This window comes from Pseudochelatococcus sp. (assembly GCF_050946405.1).
GTDB lineage: Bacteria > Pseudomonadota > Alphaproteobacteria > Rhizobiales > Beijerinckiaceae > Pseudochelatococcus.
Genome location: NZ_JBMNUS010000006.1, coordinates 45401 through 60227 on the forward strand (window position 1 = coordinate 45401; position 14827 = coordinate 60227).

The 14827-nt window shown below is 66.6% G+C and carries 14 protein-coding genes; 10 read left to right on the plus strand and 4 right to left on the minus strand.

All coding sequences use genetic code 11. The features are described 5' to 3' along the window. Nucleotides 1–8: 8 nt before the first annotated feature. Nucleotides 9–914 (minus strand): LysR family transcriptional regulator, encoded by a 906-nt coding sequence (locus ACOYJQ_RS10545; protein ID WP_433458254.1) that lies wholly within the window; start codon nucleotides 912–914, stop codon nucleotides 9–11. Between the two features lie 137 nt (nucleotides 915–1051). Between ACOYJQ_RS10545 and ACOYJQ_RS10550 the strand changes: the two genes are divergently transcribed. From ACOYJQ_RS10550 to ACOYJQ_RS10580, 7 genes are all read left to right on the plus strand, one after another. Beyond that, nucleotides 1052–1843, plus strand: a complete 792-nt coding sequence (locus tag ACOYJQ_RS10550; protein WP_433458255.1) for an SDR family oxidoreductase — start codon at nucleotides 1052–1054, stop codon at nucleotides 1841–1843. 147 nt (nucleotides 1844–1990) lie between these two features. Continuing rightward, nucleotides 1991–2677 (plus strand): TIGR00725 family protein, encoded by a 687-nt coding sequence (locus tag ACOYJQ_RS10555; RefSeq protein ID WP_433458257.1) that lies wholly within the window; start codon nucleotides 1991–1993, stop codon nucleotides 2675–2677. A gap of 143 nt (nucleotides 2678–2820) precedes the next feature. Continuing rightward, a complete protein-coding gene (locus ACOYJQ_RS10560) occupies nucleotides 2821–3624 on the plus strand; it encodes an ABC transporter permease (RefSeq protein ID WP_433458258.1) in 804 nt (267 codons plus the stop codon). A gap of 1 nt (nucleotide 3625) precedes the next feature. Continuing rightward, nucleotides 3626–4666, plus strand: coding sequence for an ABC transporter ATP-binding protein (locus ACOYJQ_RS10565; protein ID WP_433458260.1), 1041 nt, complete (start codon nucleotides 3626–3628; stop codon nucleotides 4664–4666). 26 nt (nucleotides 4667–4692) lie between these two features. Continuing rightward, nucleotides 4693–5763, plus strand: a complete 1071-nt coding sequence (locus ACOYJQ_RS10570; protein ID WP_433458262.1) for an extracellular solute-binding protein — start codon at nucleotides 4693–4695, stop codon at nucleotides 5761–5763. Between the two features lie 52 nt (nucleotides 5764–5815). Further along, a complete protein-coding gene (locus ACOYJQ_RS10575; protein ID WP_433458264.1) occupies nucleotides 5816–6622 on the plus strand; it encodes an ABC transporter permease in 807 nt (268 codons plus the stop codon). A gap of 228 nt (nucleotides 6623–6850) precedes the next feature. After that, nucleotides 6851–7645, plus strand: coding sequence for a DeoR/GlpR family DNA-binding transcription regulator (locus ACOYJQ_RS10580; RefSeq protein ID WP_433458265.1), 795 nt, complete (start codon nucleotides 6851–6853; stop codon nucleotides 7643–7645). A 57-nt stretch (nucleotides 7646–7702) separates the two neighbouring features. Here ACOYJQ_RS10580 and rpoD read toward each other — a convergent pair whose 3' ends face one another. Next, nucleotides 7703–9748, minus strand: a complete 2046-nt coding sequence (gene rpoD / locus ACOYJQ_RS10585) for an RNA polymerase sigma factor RpoD (RefSeq protein WP_433458267.1) — start codon at nucleotides 9746–9748, stop codon at nucleotides 7703–7705. A gap of 209 nt (nucleotides 9749–9957) precedes the next feature. Continuing rightward, nucleotides 9958–11883 (minus strand): DNA primase, encoded by a 1926-nt coding sequence (dnaG, locus tag ACOYJQ_RS10590; protein WP_433458268.1) that lies wholly within the window; start codon nucleotides 11881–11883, stop codon nucleotides 9958–9960. 304 nt (nucleotides 11884–12187) lie between these two features. Here dnaG and ACOYJQ_RS10595 point away from each other — a divergent pair, with 304 nt between their 5' ends. Both ACOYJQ_RS10595 and ACOYJQ_RS10600 read left to right on the plus strand, forming a co-directional pair. Continuing rightward, on the plus strand, nucleotides 12188–12469 hold the full coding sequence (locus ACOYJQ_RS10595) for a BrnT family toxin (RefSeq protein WP_433458270.1): 282 nt from the start codon (nucleotides 12188–12190) through the stop codon (nucleotides 12467–12469). Continuing rightward, nucleotides 12420–12707 (plus strand): BrnA antitoxin family protein, encoded by a 288-nt coding sequence (locus ACOYJQ_RS10600; protein WP_433458271.1) that lies wholly within the window; start codon nucleotides 12420–12422, stop codon nucleotides 12705–12707. The genes ACOYJQ_RS10595 and ACOYJQ_RS10600 overlap by 50 nt, the downstream gene beginning before the upstream one ends. Nucleotides 12708–12799: 92 nt before the next feature. Here the strand turns inward: ACOYJQ_RS10600 and ACOYJQ_RS10605 are convergent, their stop codons facing one another. Further along, a complete protein-coding gene (locus tag ACOYJQ_RS10605; protein ID WP_433458273.1) occupies nucleotides 12800–13252 on the minus strand; it encodes a GatB/YqeY domain-containing protein in 453 nt (150 codons plus the stop codon). A gap of 205 nt (nucleotides 13253–13457) precedes the next feature. On the opposite strand from ACOYJQ_RS10605, the gene carA reads away from it, so the two are divergent. Continuing rightward, nucleotides 13458–14717, plus strand: a complete 1260-nt coding sequence (carA, locus tag ACOYJQ_RS10610) for a glutamine-hydrolyzing carbamoyl-phosphate synthase small subunit (protein ID WP_433458274.1) — start codon at nucleotides 13458–13460, stop codon at nucleotides 14715–14717. Nucleotides 14718–14827 lie beyond the last annotated feature (110 nt).

Below are 14827 nucleotides of genomic sequence, written 5' to 3' on the forward strand. Positions count from 1 at the left end.
GTCCGGGATCATGAGGCGGCCCCGATGTCGCGCGCCAGCAGCTCCGACAGCCAGTCGGTAAACACCTGAAGGCGGCGGGAGAGATGCTGACGGTGCGGGTAGAGCAGCGTCAGCGGCATGGGCGGGGCGCGGTGATCGGGCATGACTTCGACCAGTTCGCCGGCCGCGATATGCGCCTTCACGTCATAGGCCGGAATCTGGATCAGGCCGAGGCCCGCGAGGCAACAGGCGATATACGCCTCCGCGCTGTTGACCGTGACGCGCCCGCGCAGGCGCACGGCGCGCGCCTCGCCGTTCTCCATCCACTCCCAATCCTCGACCCGCCCGCTGGACGGCGAGGCGTAGTTCACCGGCCAGTGCCCGGCGAGGTCGTCCGGCGTGCGGGGCGTGCCGTGGCGCGCCAGATAGCCGGGGCTCGCCACGTTGATGAGCGGCAATTCGCCGAGCGGGCGGGCGATGAGGCCCGAAATCTCCAGCACGCCGACGCGCAGCGCGCAATCGATGCGGTCTTCGATCAGGTCGACGGTCCGGTCGGTCACGCCGAGTTCGATGTCGATTTCCGGGTAGAGATCGAGGAACGTCGGCAGGGCGGGGGCGAGAATCAGGCGGCCGATGCGCCCCGGCACATCGATCCTGAGCTTGCCGGAAGGCGTCGTCGCCCGCCGGAACAGGCTTTCCGTCTCCTCCACCTCCGCGATGAGGCGCAGGCAGCGCTCGTAAAAGGCCGCGCCGTCGAGCGTCGGCGAAACTTTTCGCGTGGTTCTGTGCAGCAGCCGCGCGCCGACCCGTCCTTCCAGCTCCTGCACCGCCGCCGAAACCGACGAGCGCGGCAGCCGCAGCGTATCGGCGGCGCGCGTGAAGCTCGAACACTCGACGACGCGTGTGAAGATACGAAACAGGTCGATGCGGTCCACGATGGAACGAAGCTCCCGATTGGTCGAAACAACCGACAGGTGAAACCATAACCTGTATCTTTATCCGTTATTCGTAGACGATATCGTGCGAAGCCGAAAGCGGCCGCGCGGCGGCCGCATGACGAAAGGCGAACGCCATGACCGCACATAATGCAACGAACCCCCACGGCATCGAGGGCAAGACCGTCATCATCGCCGGCGGCGCGAAAAACCTCGGCGGGCTCATCGCCCGCGACTTCGCCGGACGAGGCGCGAAGGCCGTTGCTATCCATTACCACAGCGATTCCGCCGGGGCGGACGCCGAGGAAACGCTCGCGGCGGTGCGCGCGTCGGGCGCGGAGGCCGTCGCCCTTCAGGCCGATCTCACCTCGGCCGGCGCGGTCGAAAAGCTGTTCGCCGATGCGGTGGCCGCTATCGGGCGCCCGGATATCGCCATCAACACCGTCGGCAAGGTGCTGAAGAAGCCGATCCTCGACATTTCCGAAGCCGAATACGACGACATGAGCGCCATCAACGCGAAATCGGCTTTCTTCTTTCTCAAGGAGGCGGGGCGTCACGTCAACGACAACGGCAAGATTCTCACCGTGGTCACGTCGCTGCTCGGCGCCTATACGCCGTTCTACGCCGCCTATGCCGGCCTGAAGGCGCCGGTGGAGCATTTTACCCGCGCGGCGTCGAAGGAGTTCGGCGAGCGCGGCATTTCGGTGACGGCCATCGGGCCGGGGCCGATGGATACGCCCTTCTTCTACGGACAGGAAAGCGTCGAGGCGCAGGCTTACCACAAGACGGCGGCGGCGCTGTCCGCCTTCTCCGGAACCGGCCTGACCGATATCGAGGACATCGTGCCCTACATCCGGTTCCTCGTTTCCGAAGGGTGGTGGATGACCGGCCAGACGATTCTCGTCAACGGCGGCTACACCACGAAGTAAGCTACACCACGAAGCAAGCATGGACGCGGCCGGCCCGTGGCCGGTCGCGGACATTTTGCGCATCGGACGCCCGGCGCGCTTGCGGATCATACGGGCGTCATTTATCGATCATTATAATGGTTGTTGTTCTCCAGAAACGGGTTCCGTATGTCACTTTCCGATCATGACGACCCGCTTTCCCTGACCTGGTCGGCCGGGGAACTCGCACTCTACCGCTTCTGCGAGCGGTTCGATCCTTGGCTTCTGTCATGGGTGCCCGGCGAGGCGTGCCCGCCCGATCTGTCCGCCGTCGCTTCCGCGCCGGAGGCGCTGCGCCTTGTTTTCACCGGCGCGCGGGCGCGGCGGGTGCCTGTCGGCGTGATCGGCCCGCGCGTCGCTTCCGAGAAGGAATACGCCCTGGCCGAGGCGGTGGGGCGGGCGCTGGGCGAGCATGGCCTGCAACTGATCTGCGGCGGCAAGAGCGGCGTGATGGAAGCTGCCTGCAAGGGCCATCTGGCGGCCGGCGGTTTGCCCGTCGGCCTGCTGCCCGATACCGAGTGGCGGGAGTGCAACGATTATGTCGCCGTTCCCATCGCGACCGGCATCGGCCCGGTGCGCAACGCCATTCTCGCCCGCGCGAGCATGGTGCTGGTGGCCATCGGCGGCGGCTACGGCACGCTGACGGAAATGGCCTACGGCCTGCACTTCGATCGCCCCGTGCTGGCGCTGGGCGACGCCCCTTTCGTGCCCGGCGTCCTGGCGTGCGAAACGCCCGCCGATGTCATCGCCCATATCGCGCAACACCTGCTGCAAGATGCGCCGCGCGTGATCGACTCCGCCCCGCGCGCGCTCTGACCCCGCGCCGCGCGGAGACCGGCTGGCTGTAAAGAATATGTCATGAAAGCATCGTGAACTTCATCTATGTAAGATTTCGATCAAGCATGAAATTGGCGCTGCCGGTATCGTTCATGCAAAGATGATATCTTTCGGTGGAGCGGGTGTCTTTCAGCGGAGCTTGTGCCGTGGGGCTGGTGGCGGTTCTTTATCTGGTGTTTCTGGCCGCGCCGATCGCCCTGCTGCTTGTCGGCTCGGTGGGGGAGACGTGGACGAACACGTTGCTGCCCCGGGGCTTCACGGGCCGCTGGTATGCCGAGTTGCTGGCCGATCCGAGTTTTCGCCGCGCGTTCTTCACCAGCCTGCGGGTGGTGGCGCTGGTGTGCGTGCTGAACGTGCTGGTCGGCCTGCCGCTGGCCTACGCCATTCACGCGGCGGCGCGGCGCGGGGTGCGGCTTGCGGCGCGGCTCGTTTCGCTGTTGCCGATCGCGGTGCCGGAACTGGTGCTGGGGTTCGGTTTCGTGCTGGTGTTCTCGTCGGATGCGCTGCCTTGGCTCGGCACGTTCTGGATCGTTGTGGCGGGTCATCTGGTGCTCACGCTGCCCTACACGGTCAACGCCTTGGTGGCCGACATGCAGCAGCTCGGCCTGCCGGCGCTGGAACAGGCGGCGGCGGGGCTGGGGGCGCCGTTCGGATCGCGCTTCGTCGACATCGTGCTGCCGATGCTCGCCACGAGCCTCACCTCGGCCATGCTGACGGTGGCGGCGCTGTCGATCGGCGAATTCCAGCTTTCCAACCTCGTGTCCGGCTTTCTGTCGCGCACCTATCCGGTGGTGCTGTTGCAGGCGTTCTACGGCGCGACCGGTTTTGCCTGCGCCGCGACGGTGGTGCTGCTGGTGCTCGCCGTGCTCGCCGCGCTGGCGACGGCATTGACGGGGCGCGCCGGCGCGCCCGTGCGGGGGGCATAGCATGAGTGTCGTGTTCGAGGCGGTTTCCTATACCTATCCCGGCACCGGCATCGGCGTCTTCGACATCGATCTTTCCATTGCCGACGGGGAACTGCTGGCCATCATCGGCGCATCGGGATCGGGCAAATCGACGTTGCTGAAGCTTCTGGCGGGCTTCATCGCGCCGGATGGCGGGCGCATTCTGGTGGACGGCAGGGATGTCACCCGCCTCGGGCCGGAGGAACGCCAGCTCGGCATCGTATTCCAGAACTACGCGCTGTTTCCGCACATGAGCGCGGCGCGGAACGTCGCCTATCCGCTCAAGATGCGCGGTGTCGGGCGATCGCAGCGGCTGGAGCAGGCGCGCGCGGCCCTGGCGCGTGTCGGGCTCCGGGATTTCGCGGATCGTCGCCCGGCGACGCTCTCGGGCGGGCAGCAGCAGCGGGTGGCGCTGGCGCGGGCGCTGGTTTTCTCGCCGCGCGCCCTGCTGCTCGACGAACCGCTTTCAGCGCTCGACGCGGCGCTGCGGGTGGGCATGCGCGACGAAATCCTCAAGGTGCAGCGTCAGGCCGGCATCGCCACGCTGCATGTCACCCACGATCAGGAGGAGGCGCTGTCGCTCGGCGATCGCGTGGCGGTGATCGCGGGCGGGCGCATCGCGCAAGTCGCGCCCCCGCGCGAACTTTATGAGCAGCCCGCCACCCGCGCCGTCGCGGCCTTCGTGGGCGAGGCCAATCTCTGGGAGGGGCGCGTCGCCGCGCCCGGCCGCGTCGCGCTCGCCGGTTTCGACCTCGCGGCGGAGACGGGAGGGTTCGCGCCCGGCATGGCGGTGACGGCGATGGTGCGCCCGGAGCGGATCGGCCCGGCGGCCGCGGGCGGCGTCCCGGCGGGCTGCGTCAACGTGTTCGCCGGCACGGTTGCCGCCGACAGGTATCTTGGTCCCGTGCGCCGCGTCGATTTCGTCGTCGGCGGTGTGAGCGTGCGGCTCAACACCCATGTTCGGGAGGCATTTTCCGCCATCTCGATTCCGCCGGACGCGGTCCGGCTTCTGCCTGCGGATTGACCGCTGCGACTTGAGAGGTACCGAAGATGAAGAATTGGCTGTTCGGAGCCCTGCTGGCGGCTCCGCTCGCTTTTGCTGCGCCTGTCCTCGCTTTCGAGGGGCCGGAGCTTTACGAGGGCGAAAAGGCGCTTTACGAGGCGGCGCAGAAGGAGGGCATCGTCGTGTCCTTCGACACCGGCCCGACCTGGGCCAACTGGGCGGCGCAGTTCAAGGCGTTCCAGAAGCGCTATCCGGGCATCGAGCTCGTCTATAACGACATCGGTTCGGCGACGACCGTGGTGACGCTCGACAAGTCGCGCAACCGCCCGCAGGCGGACACCGCCTATTACTTCGCCGCCTCCGCCCTCGACGCGGCCGCCAAGGGGCTCGTCGCGGACTTCAAGCCCGTGAACTTCGACAAGCTGCCCGTGCCGTTCCGCCATCCCGAGGGCCAGTGGTTCACCATCCACACGCTCAACGTGGCGTTTCTCGTCAACAAGAAGCTTGTCAAGGACGTGCCGGAAAACTGGGCGGACCTGTTGAAGCCGGAATACAAGAACAGCATCGTCTATCAGGATCCGCGCTCGACGGGGCAGGGGCAGGTGATCGCGTTCGCCGCCTCCTTCGCCAACGGCGGCAGCGAGGACGACGTTGCGCCCGGCATCGATTATCTCGGCAAGCTGGCGAAGTCCGGCAACGTGCTGCGCAATGTCGGCACCACGCCCTACGCGCAATTCGTGAAGGGCGAGATTCCGATCTGGATCGGCTATGAAAACGACGGCCTGAAGGCGAAGTACATCGACGGCCTGGGCGACGATATCGCCGTGGTCATCCCGAAGGAAGCCTCCGCCGCCGCGCCCTACGCCATCAGCCTCGTCAAGAACGGCCCCAACCCGAACGCCGGCAAGCTGTGGCTGAACTTCATCACCACGGATTTCGGACAGGGCATTTTCGCCGAGGGCTTCGTGCGTCCCGCCGTGCCGGGCGTCGAGCTGCCCGCGAGCGTGGCCGACAAGCTGCCCGCCGCGCCGCAGATCCGCCCGCTCGACATCGCCAAGGCGACGGCGAAGAAGGCCGAAATCGACGCCGGCTGGGCCAAGGCCGTGCTGGGACAGTAAATTTTGCATCCTGCCCGGCGCTCCCCGCGCCGGGCAAACCCGGACGATCCCGATGCCGCGACACCTCGCAGCCCTGTTCGCCTTGCCCGGCGCGCTCGTTTTCGCGCTGTTCTTCGCGCTGCCCGCGACCTCGATTCTGCTGGAGGCGGCATCGGATGCGGGCGGTGCGGTGGCGCGGGTGTTTTCGGACCCGGTGTTCCGGAACGGGCTGCGCGGCAGCCTCCTGATCGGCACGCTGGCACCGCTGGTCTCGCTGGCGGTCGGCGTGACGGTGGCGATCGCGCTGGCGCGCTTCGCACCGCGCCTGCGCACGGCGACGCTCGTCGCCATCACCCTGCCCCTGACCTTCTCCGGGCTGATCGTGGCCTACGGCTTCATTCTGGTGTTCGGGCGCGCGGGCTTCGTCACGCTGCTGCTGGCGGAACTGGGGTTCGATCCCGCCGTTGTCGGGCGGATGATCTATTCGGTCTTCGGTCTCGGGCTCGCCTATTCCTATTATCTCATTCCGCGCGTCGTGCTGATCGTGCTGCCGGCGATCATGAATTTCGATCCGGCGCAGATCGCGGCGGCGCGCTCCATGGGCGCCTCGCGCCTGCGGGCGCTTCTGGGCATCATGCTGCCGCAGATCGCGCCGAGCCTCGCCGCCGCCTACGCGCTCACCGCCTCCGTCGCCATCGGCGCCTACGGTACGGCGCTGGCGCTGGTCGGCACGCAGGTGAACATCCTGCCGCTCGTGCTCTACAGCAAGATTTCGGAAACCGGCACCGACATGCCGGCGGCGGCGGTGATTTCCATCGTGCTGATGGCCATCTGCTCGGCCGTGATCGCGATGGCGGAACTCATGCTGGGGCGGCGCTGATCCGCAAGGAGCCGCATCCGATCTTCCGTCAGGTGAGGGAAGGGCGCCATCTTCCCGCCTCCGGGCGAAGTGTCGGCGTTTCAGATCATTGTGGACAGGGCGAATTTCACGCTTCACGATGCTGGACCTTGTAGCCGGGTCCTGCCATCTTTATGATTCGGACGATGTCATAAGCTGAACGGATCGACCGCGCGCAAGGGTGGCCGGCCGACATGGAGTCGAATAAAGATGGGCGTGCGACTACACGCGGAAGCGGGGCAGGAACTCTCGGCGCGTCAGGAAGAGATACTGGCTATCGTCCATCATCAAGGGTTCGCCACCATCGATGCGCTTGCGCGCCACTTCGACGTTTCCACCCAGACTGTCCGGCGCGACATCATTTATCTTGACGAGCAGCAGTTGTTGCAGCGTTTCCACGGCGGCGCCGGGGTGCGGGAGGCGACGGTGCGGCTCGGCTACGCCGAGAAGCGGATCACCGCCGCGGAGGCCAAGGAGCGCATCGCCCGTATCGCCGTAGGGCTGATCAAGCCCGGCGAGACGGTTTTTCTCGATGTCGGCACGACGGTCGAGGCGGTGGCGCGGGCCTTGCGGGGCCGCAGCGGCCTGCGTGTGTTCACGTCGAGCCTGGCCGCCGCGACGATCCTCTCCGCCGAGCAGGATGCGGAGGTGTTCGTGACCGGCGGCATGTTGCGCGGGCCTGACGGTTCGCTCACGGACGAATGGGCGCGCGATGCGGTGTCGCGGTTCCGCTTCGATGTCGCGATTCTGGGCTTTTCCGGGATCGACGACGATGGTGCGCTGATGGATTTCGACCTGCGCAAGGTAGCCGTCAAGCAGGCGGTTGCGGCGCGGGCGAGCCGCACGGTCGCCGTGGGCGAGAGCAGCAAGCTGTTGCGCCCCGCCATCGTGCGGGTGCTGGATACGGACAGGATCGATACGCTCGCCACCAACGACGCCCCGCCGCCGCTCGTCGCCGAAACGCTCGCCAAGGCCGGCGTCGAGGTGCTTTTCCCGCAAGGGTGATAAACGGCACAAGGGTGACAAACGGCCGGCGAAGCGTGCCCGCCGGCCATCGTCGTTTCAATTGTCGAGGAAGCTGCGCAGCTTGCGCGAGCGGGACGGGTGCTTGAGCTTGCGCAGCGCCTTGGCCTCGATCTGGCGGATGCGCTCGCGCGTCACCGAGAACTGCTGGCCGACCTCCTCCAGCGTATGATCGGTGTTCATGCCGATGCCGAAGCGCATGCGCAGCACGCGCTCCTCGCGCGGGGTCAGCGAGGCCAGCACCCGCGTCGTCGTCTCGCGCAGGTTGGACTGGATGGCGGCGTCGATGGGCAGGATGGCGTTCTTGTCCTCGATGAAATCGCCGAGGTGGCTGTCTTCCTCGTCGCCGATGGGCGTCTCCAGCGAGATCGGCTCCTTGGCGATTTTCAGCACCTTGCGCACCTTTTCCAGCGGCATGGCGAGCTTTTCGGCGAGTTCCTCGGGGGTGGGCTCGCGGCCGATCTCGTGCAGCATCTGGCGCGAGGTGCGCACGATCTTGTTGATCGTCTCGATCATGTGCACCGGGATGCGGATGGTGCGCGCCTGATCCGCGATGGAACGGGTGATCGCCTGCCTGATCCACCAGGTCGCATAGGTCGAGAACTTGTAGCCGCGCCGGTACTCGAACTTGTCGACCGCCTTCATCAGGCCGATGTTGCCTTCCTGAATGAGATCGAGGAATTGCAGGCCCCGGTTGGTGTATTTCTTGGCGATGGAGATCACGAGGCGCAGGTTGGCCTCGATCATTTCCTTCTTCGCCTGCCGCGCTTCCTTCTCGCCCTTTTGCACGAGGGTGACGATCTTGCGGAATTCGAGGATTTCGAGGCCGGTTTCCGTGGCGAGCACCTGAATTTCCTGCCGCAGCTCGCGGATGCGGTCCTTGTCGTGTGCGACGAATTCCCTCCAGCCCCGCGTGCCGAGCTTGGACACGCGCAGGATCCACTTGGGATCGAGCTCGGAGCCCTGATACTGGCGCAAAAAGTCCTCGCGCGTGACGCCGTAGCTCTCGGACAGGCGCATCAGGCGGCCTTCGAGACCGATGAGGCGCTTGTTGATGTCGTAGAGCTGCTCGACCAGCGCGTCGATGCGGTTCTGGTTCAGCGACAGCGACTTGACGTCGCCGATGATGTCGTCCTTGAGCTTGCGGTACTTGCGCTCCTGCGCCGGCGAGAGCTTCATGTTCTGCAAGCGGTTCTCGATGTCCTGATCTTGCAGGCGGCGCAGTTTCTTGTAGTTGTCGGCGATGCGGTCGAACGTCTCCAGCACGCGCGGCTTGAGCTCGGCCTCCATCGCGGAGAGCGACACGTTGTTCTCGATGTCGTCTTCGTCGAGCTCGCCCTCGGGCACGGGGTCCTTTTCGTCCTCGCCGTCGCGCGCCGGCGCGGAACCGGGCCGCACGCCGGGCTCGGCCGCCCCATCGGTTTCCGGTCCGGCAGCTTCGCCGTCGGCCTCGCCGTCCTCCGCCGCGCCCCGGCCTTCCGGGTCGGCATAGGTGGCCTCCAGGTCGATGATGTCCCGCAGCAGGACCTTGCCTTCGTTCAGTTCGTCGCGCCAGATGATGATGGCCTGAAACGTGAGCGGGCTTTCGCAAAGGCCGGCGATCATGGCCTCGCGGCCGGCCTCGATGCGCTTGGCGATGGCGATTTCGCCCTCGCGCGACAGCAACTCCACGGAGCCCATCTCGCGCAGATACATGCGGACGGGATCGTCGGTGCGCTCCGCCGGCTCCGTGGATTTTTCCGCCTTGACCGGAAGCACGGAACGGGTAGCCTCCACGAGATCGCCGCCGTCTACCTCGTCTTCAGCCGGCTCGGCGCCTTCGGCCGTCTCGGCGTCCGCCTCTTCGGACTCGATGACGTTGATGCCCATCTCGCTGAGCTGCGAGAGGATATCCTCGATCTGCTCGGAGTTGAACTCCTCGGAGGGCAGGACGTCGTTCAGTTCGTCATAGGTGACATAGCCGCGCTTTTTCGCGAGCTTGACCATGCGCCGCACGGCGGCGTCGCTCAGGTCGAGCAGCGGGCTGTCGGCAGGCGCTTCGGCCACTTCCTGATTGTCGTCGCGCTCCGTCGTCTTCGTCGCCATGCGTATGCTCCACTCAACACCGACCGCTTGCGGTCGCCATGCCCGCCGGTTCGCCCGCTCACATCATCACGTCGCCGGTTTCGCTTTCACACAGGTTATCCCCGGAGAATCGCCGTCAACCTTCACTTATACCACCCTACCGCAATATCCATAGCGGGCCGCGGTGTCCATCTCCGCGCAGGGGGCGCGGCGCCGGTCGGCCATTTTCGTCACCGGGCGCCGGTCTGCGAGGATTCTTCGTCCGCCTCCGCGCCTTCGAGGGATGTCACCTGCACCTGAACGTCCACGAGCCATGCGAGATTGGCCTCGCTGTCGTCTTCGGCGAGGGCGTTGGCGGCGGCCCTGAGTTCGCTATGTAGCGTGCGTGCGCGTCTTTGCAAGGTGACAGCCTGCCGGATTGCCGTCGAGACGTCGTCCGTGCGGCTGTCGCGGGTGAGAATCCAGCGGTCGCCGGGCACGAGGATGCGGGCGAGGCCGGCCGCCGTCTCGGCTATTCCCGCCGCTTCCGCCCGCTCGCGCAGGGATGGGAAATCGCCGCCTGCGGCCGCGTCGACCAGCCTTTCCCGCAGCCGGCGGGCGAGCGGGCCGGTGAAATCGAGCGCGGCGATGTCTTCCGCGAAAATGTCGAGCAGCGAGGGGTGGGCCAGCAGCCCGAGCATGATCAGCGCCTCGCGCGGTGATTCGTTTCGCACCGGCGCGAAGAGCGGGTGGCTCGCAAGCGCCGGCGATGCGCGCAACGCCGTGGAGGATGTCGCAGGCGCGCGCGCGCGTTCGGGCGAGAATGCGGCGCGCGCGCGTCGCCGGTCGGTGAAATCGCCGCCGAAACCGGTCCGGCCCGCCGCCGCTGTCGGATTGCGGCCGCCGGGAGCCTGAAGCAGGCCGCGCAGGCGGTTCAGCATGTCGGCGCGGTAGTGGCGGCGGATGGTTTCGTCGGCGATGGTGGCGACGGCGTCGTCGAGGCGCCGCTCCAGCGCCGCGCGCCGTTCCGGCGTGTCGAGCGGCCCGAGTTCGTATTCCCGCGCCCACAGCATGTCGGCCAGCGGCCGTGCCTGATGCAGCACGGCGGCGATGGCCTGCGCGCCGCCGGCGCGAAAAAGGTCGTCCGGGTCCTGCCCCTCGGGCAGCAGCGCGAAACGCAGCGATTTGCCCGATGCGAGCAGCGGCAGGGCGGTGTCGATGGCGCGGAAGGCGGCGCGCCGGCCGGCCCCGTCACCGTCGAAGCACAGGATCGGCTCGTCGGCCATGCGCCACAGCAGCGTCGCCTGGTCGCCGGTGAGCGCCGTGCCCAGCGGCGCGACGGTATGCGGAAAACCCGCCATCGTCATGGCGATGACGTCGACATAGCCTTCGACGGCGATCACCGCGCCCGATTCGCCTGCGGCCTTGCGGGCGTTATGCTGGTTGTAGAGTACGCGCCCCTTGTGGAAGAGCGGCGTTTCGGACGAATTGAGGTATTTGGCCTGCACGTCCGCGCTCATGGCCCGCCCGCCGAAGGCGATGGCCCTTCCGCGCCGGTCGTGGATCGGAAACATCACCCGGTCGCGGAAACGATCATAGGGAACGGCGGCGTCCTCATGGACGATCAGCAGCCCCGCCTCGATCATCGCCTCGCGCGCTACGCCGGCGGCGGCGAGGTGGTCGCGCAGCGCGAAACGGCCGCCGGGCGCATAGCCGAGGCGAAAGGCGCGCCGCGTGGCGGCGCCGATGCCGCGCCGCTCCAGATAGCTGCGCGCCTCGCGTCCCGCCGCGCTTTCCAGCATCTCCTCGAAGAAGGCGGCCGCGCGCTCCACCACGTCGTAGAGGTCGTTGCGGCGTTCCTCCTCGCGCGTCATCTCCGGCGTCGTGGCGGGCAGCGGCACGCCCGCCTCCGCCGCCAGCCGCTCGACGGCCTCGGGAAACGGCGTGCCTTCGGTTTCCATGAGGAAGGCGAAGATGTCGCCGTGCTTGCCGGACGAAAAGCAGTGATAAAAACCCTTCTGGTCGTTGACGAAGAAGGAGGGCGTCTTTTCCGCGTTGAACGGCGACAGCCCCTTCCACTCGCGCCCGGCCTTGACGAGCCGCACCTTGCGGCCCACCACGGCCGAGACCGGCAGGCGCGCCCTGATCTCATCGAGCAGCGAAGGCGGATAGCGCATGGTCTTTGGGTTCACCGGACGGATGACAATAGGCCACACAAGCACAGACGGCCGGAAGAATCACCCGCAAACGATACCAGTCCCCGCGATCCCCGCAATCCCCCGGGAAAAGGAAAAGGCGAAGCGAGAGGGCAGGCGGGATTTGTTCGCCGGTCCGGATATTGCAATATGGCGACATGAGATGGATGAACGGGAGGGTAGCAGCGCCGCCGGGCCTTGCCGGCACCGACTTCGAGCCGCCGCGTTCGCGCGATCTGCCGCGCCTTGCATTGACGCCTTTAATAAATGTGGATACAAATAATAAATGAAGATCACCTTCGATGAGGTGAAGCGGGCGAAGACGCTGGCCGAGCGCGGACTCGATTTTGTTTCGGCGGCGGAGGTGTTCCGTGGCAGGCATATGACCGTCGCCGACGACCGGCAGGATTACGGCGAGGCGCGCTATATCACGGTCGGGTTCCTTGAAGGGCGGATGATGGTTCTAGTCTGGACGCCACGCGAGGGTGCCCGCCGCATCATTTCCATGAGGAAGGCCAATGAACGCGAGCAGGCAGCCTATTCAGACAGACTGGCAGGATCGGGATGACGCGCCGGATCTTTCCACGGCGACATGGCAGGAGAAGTTCGCCGCTGCCGATGTGAGGGAAGGCGACAAGGTCATATCCCGCGGCAGGGGGCGTCCGCCCGCGGTGAAGCCCAAGGAACACATCAACATCAGGCTGTCGCCGGATGTGGTCGCGGCATTCCGCGCTACCGGTGCGGGGTGGCAGACGCGGATTGATGCCGTGCTCAGGGAATGGCTCGAAACGCATGAGAAAATATAAGGGCGAGGGCAGGCCGCCCGCGCAGTGAAGGCATCGGCGCGATGCCTTCCACAAGACAACGACGGCCCCGCCGGATGCGCGCCGTAACCGTCTTACTGCGACAACTTCGCCTTGACGAGGCCGCTCGCCTTGCCGAAATCGAGCCGGCCGGCGAAGCGTTCCTTCAGCAGCGCGATGACGCGGCCCATGTCCTTGACGCCTTCCGCGCCCGTCTCCGAAATAGCGGCGGCGATGGCGGCGGCGACTTCCTCCTCGCTCAACTGCGCGGGCAGGAATTCCGTGATGATGGCCGCCTCGGTGTTTTCCTGGTCGGCGAGTTCCTGGCGGCCGGCGTCGGCGTAGATCTTCGCGGATTCCTGGCGCTGTTTGATGAGCTTTTGCAGCAGGGCGAGGATTTCCTCCTCGTTCGCCTTTTCGCGGCCCGCGCCGCGCGCCTCGATGTCCTTGTCCTTGATGGCGGCCTGAACGAGGCGAATGGTCGACAGGCGCGGCTTGTCGCCCGCGCGCATGGCTTCCTTGAGGGCGGTGGTCAGGCGTTCACGCATGCTTGATCCTTAACGTTAACGTTTGTCATAAAACCCGGCATTGACGACGCGGCCCTTCCTTCTCTAAAGAACGGGCCGGAATGACGGACGGGCCGCGGGCCCTGCCGGAGCCTGTTCACGCCGCGACCGCGGCGTCTTGCGGCGCGTGGCCGCCCGGACATCGGCACCGGAACTCCGAATGATCTAGAGAGGCTTTATACCGATCATGGTGACGCTGCAAGAAGGCAACCGGCGGGATGACGACGCGGATCGGTTGGCGCAAGGTTCCGGAGAAGCTCCCGGGCAGGCTCCCGGCTGGCGCGACGAGGCGGCCACGGCGCTGCTCGTGCTCGCCGACGGCACGGTGCTGGAGGGCGTCGGCTTCGGCGCGGCGGGCGAGGCCACCGGCGAGGTCTGCTTCAACACCGCCATGAGCGGCTATCAGGAAATCCTCACCGATCCCTCGTATCTGGGCCAGATCGTCACCTTCACCTTTCCGCATATCGGCAACGTGGGCGCGAACGACGAGGATATCGAATCGCTGTCGCTCGCGGCGGGCAACGGCGCCAGCGGCGTCATCGTGCATGCGCGGGTGACGGAGCCCGCCAACTGGCGCGCCACCCGCAGCCTCGATCAGTGGCTGAAGGCACGCGGTATCGTCGGGCTGTCGGGCATCGACACGCGCGCGCTCGCCATCCGCGTGCGCGAGAAGGGCATGGTGAACGCCGTCATCGCGCACGATGCGCAAGGCCGCTTCGACGTGGAGGCGCTGAAGGCGAAGGCAGCCGGCCTGCCGGACATGGCGGGGCTCGATCTCGTGCCCGCCGTCACCACCGCCCAGCGGGTCGACTGGGACGAGACGGCCTGGGTGCTCGGCGAGGGCTACGGCCGGCGCGCAGAGGCGCGGCGGCGCGTCGTCGCGGTCGATTACGGCGTCAAGCGCAACATCCTGCGCCTGCTGGCCGAGCGCGAGTGCGAGGTGATCGTGCTGCCCGCCACCGCCACGGCGGCGGAGGTGCTGGCGCTCGCGCCCGACGGCATCTTCCTTTCCAACGGTCCGGGCGATCCTGCCGCGACCGCCGAATACGCCGTGCCGGTGATCCGCGAGTTGCTGGAAAGCCGCGTACCGCTGTTCGGCATCTGCTTCGGCCATCAGTTGCTCGGGCTGGCGGCTGGCGGGCGCACCGTCAAGATGACGCAGGGCCACCACGGCGCCAACCATCCGGTGAAGGATGTCACGACGGGCAAGGTGGAAATCGTCTCCATGAATCACGGATTCGCGGTGGACCGCGAATCGTTGCCCGACCATGTGCGGGAAACGCATGTCTCGCTGTTCGACGGCTCGAACTGCGGCATCGCGCTCACCGACCGGCCGGCGTTTTCCGTGCAGCACCATCCCGAGGCGTCGCCCGGCCCGCAGGACAGCCACTATCTGTTCGACAGGTTCGTCGAAATCATCGATCGCGAGAAGGCCGCCCGCGGCTGAGCGGATCGCCCGACGCGAAGCTTCCCGTGCAGGGAGCCTCCCGCGATTGAAAGGGGGTTCCCATGCCGGCGCGCAACGTGTAAACGACGCCTTTAAGTTTCATTCCAGAC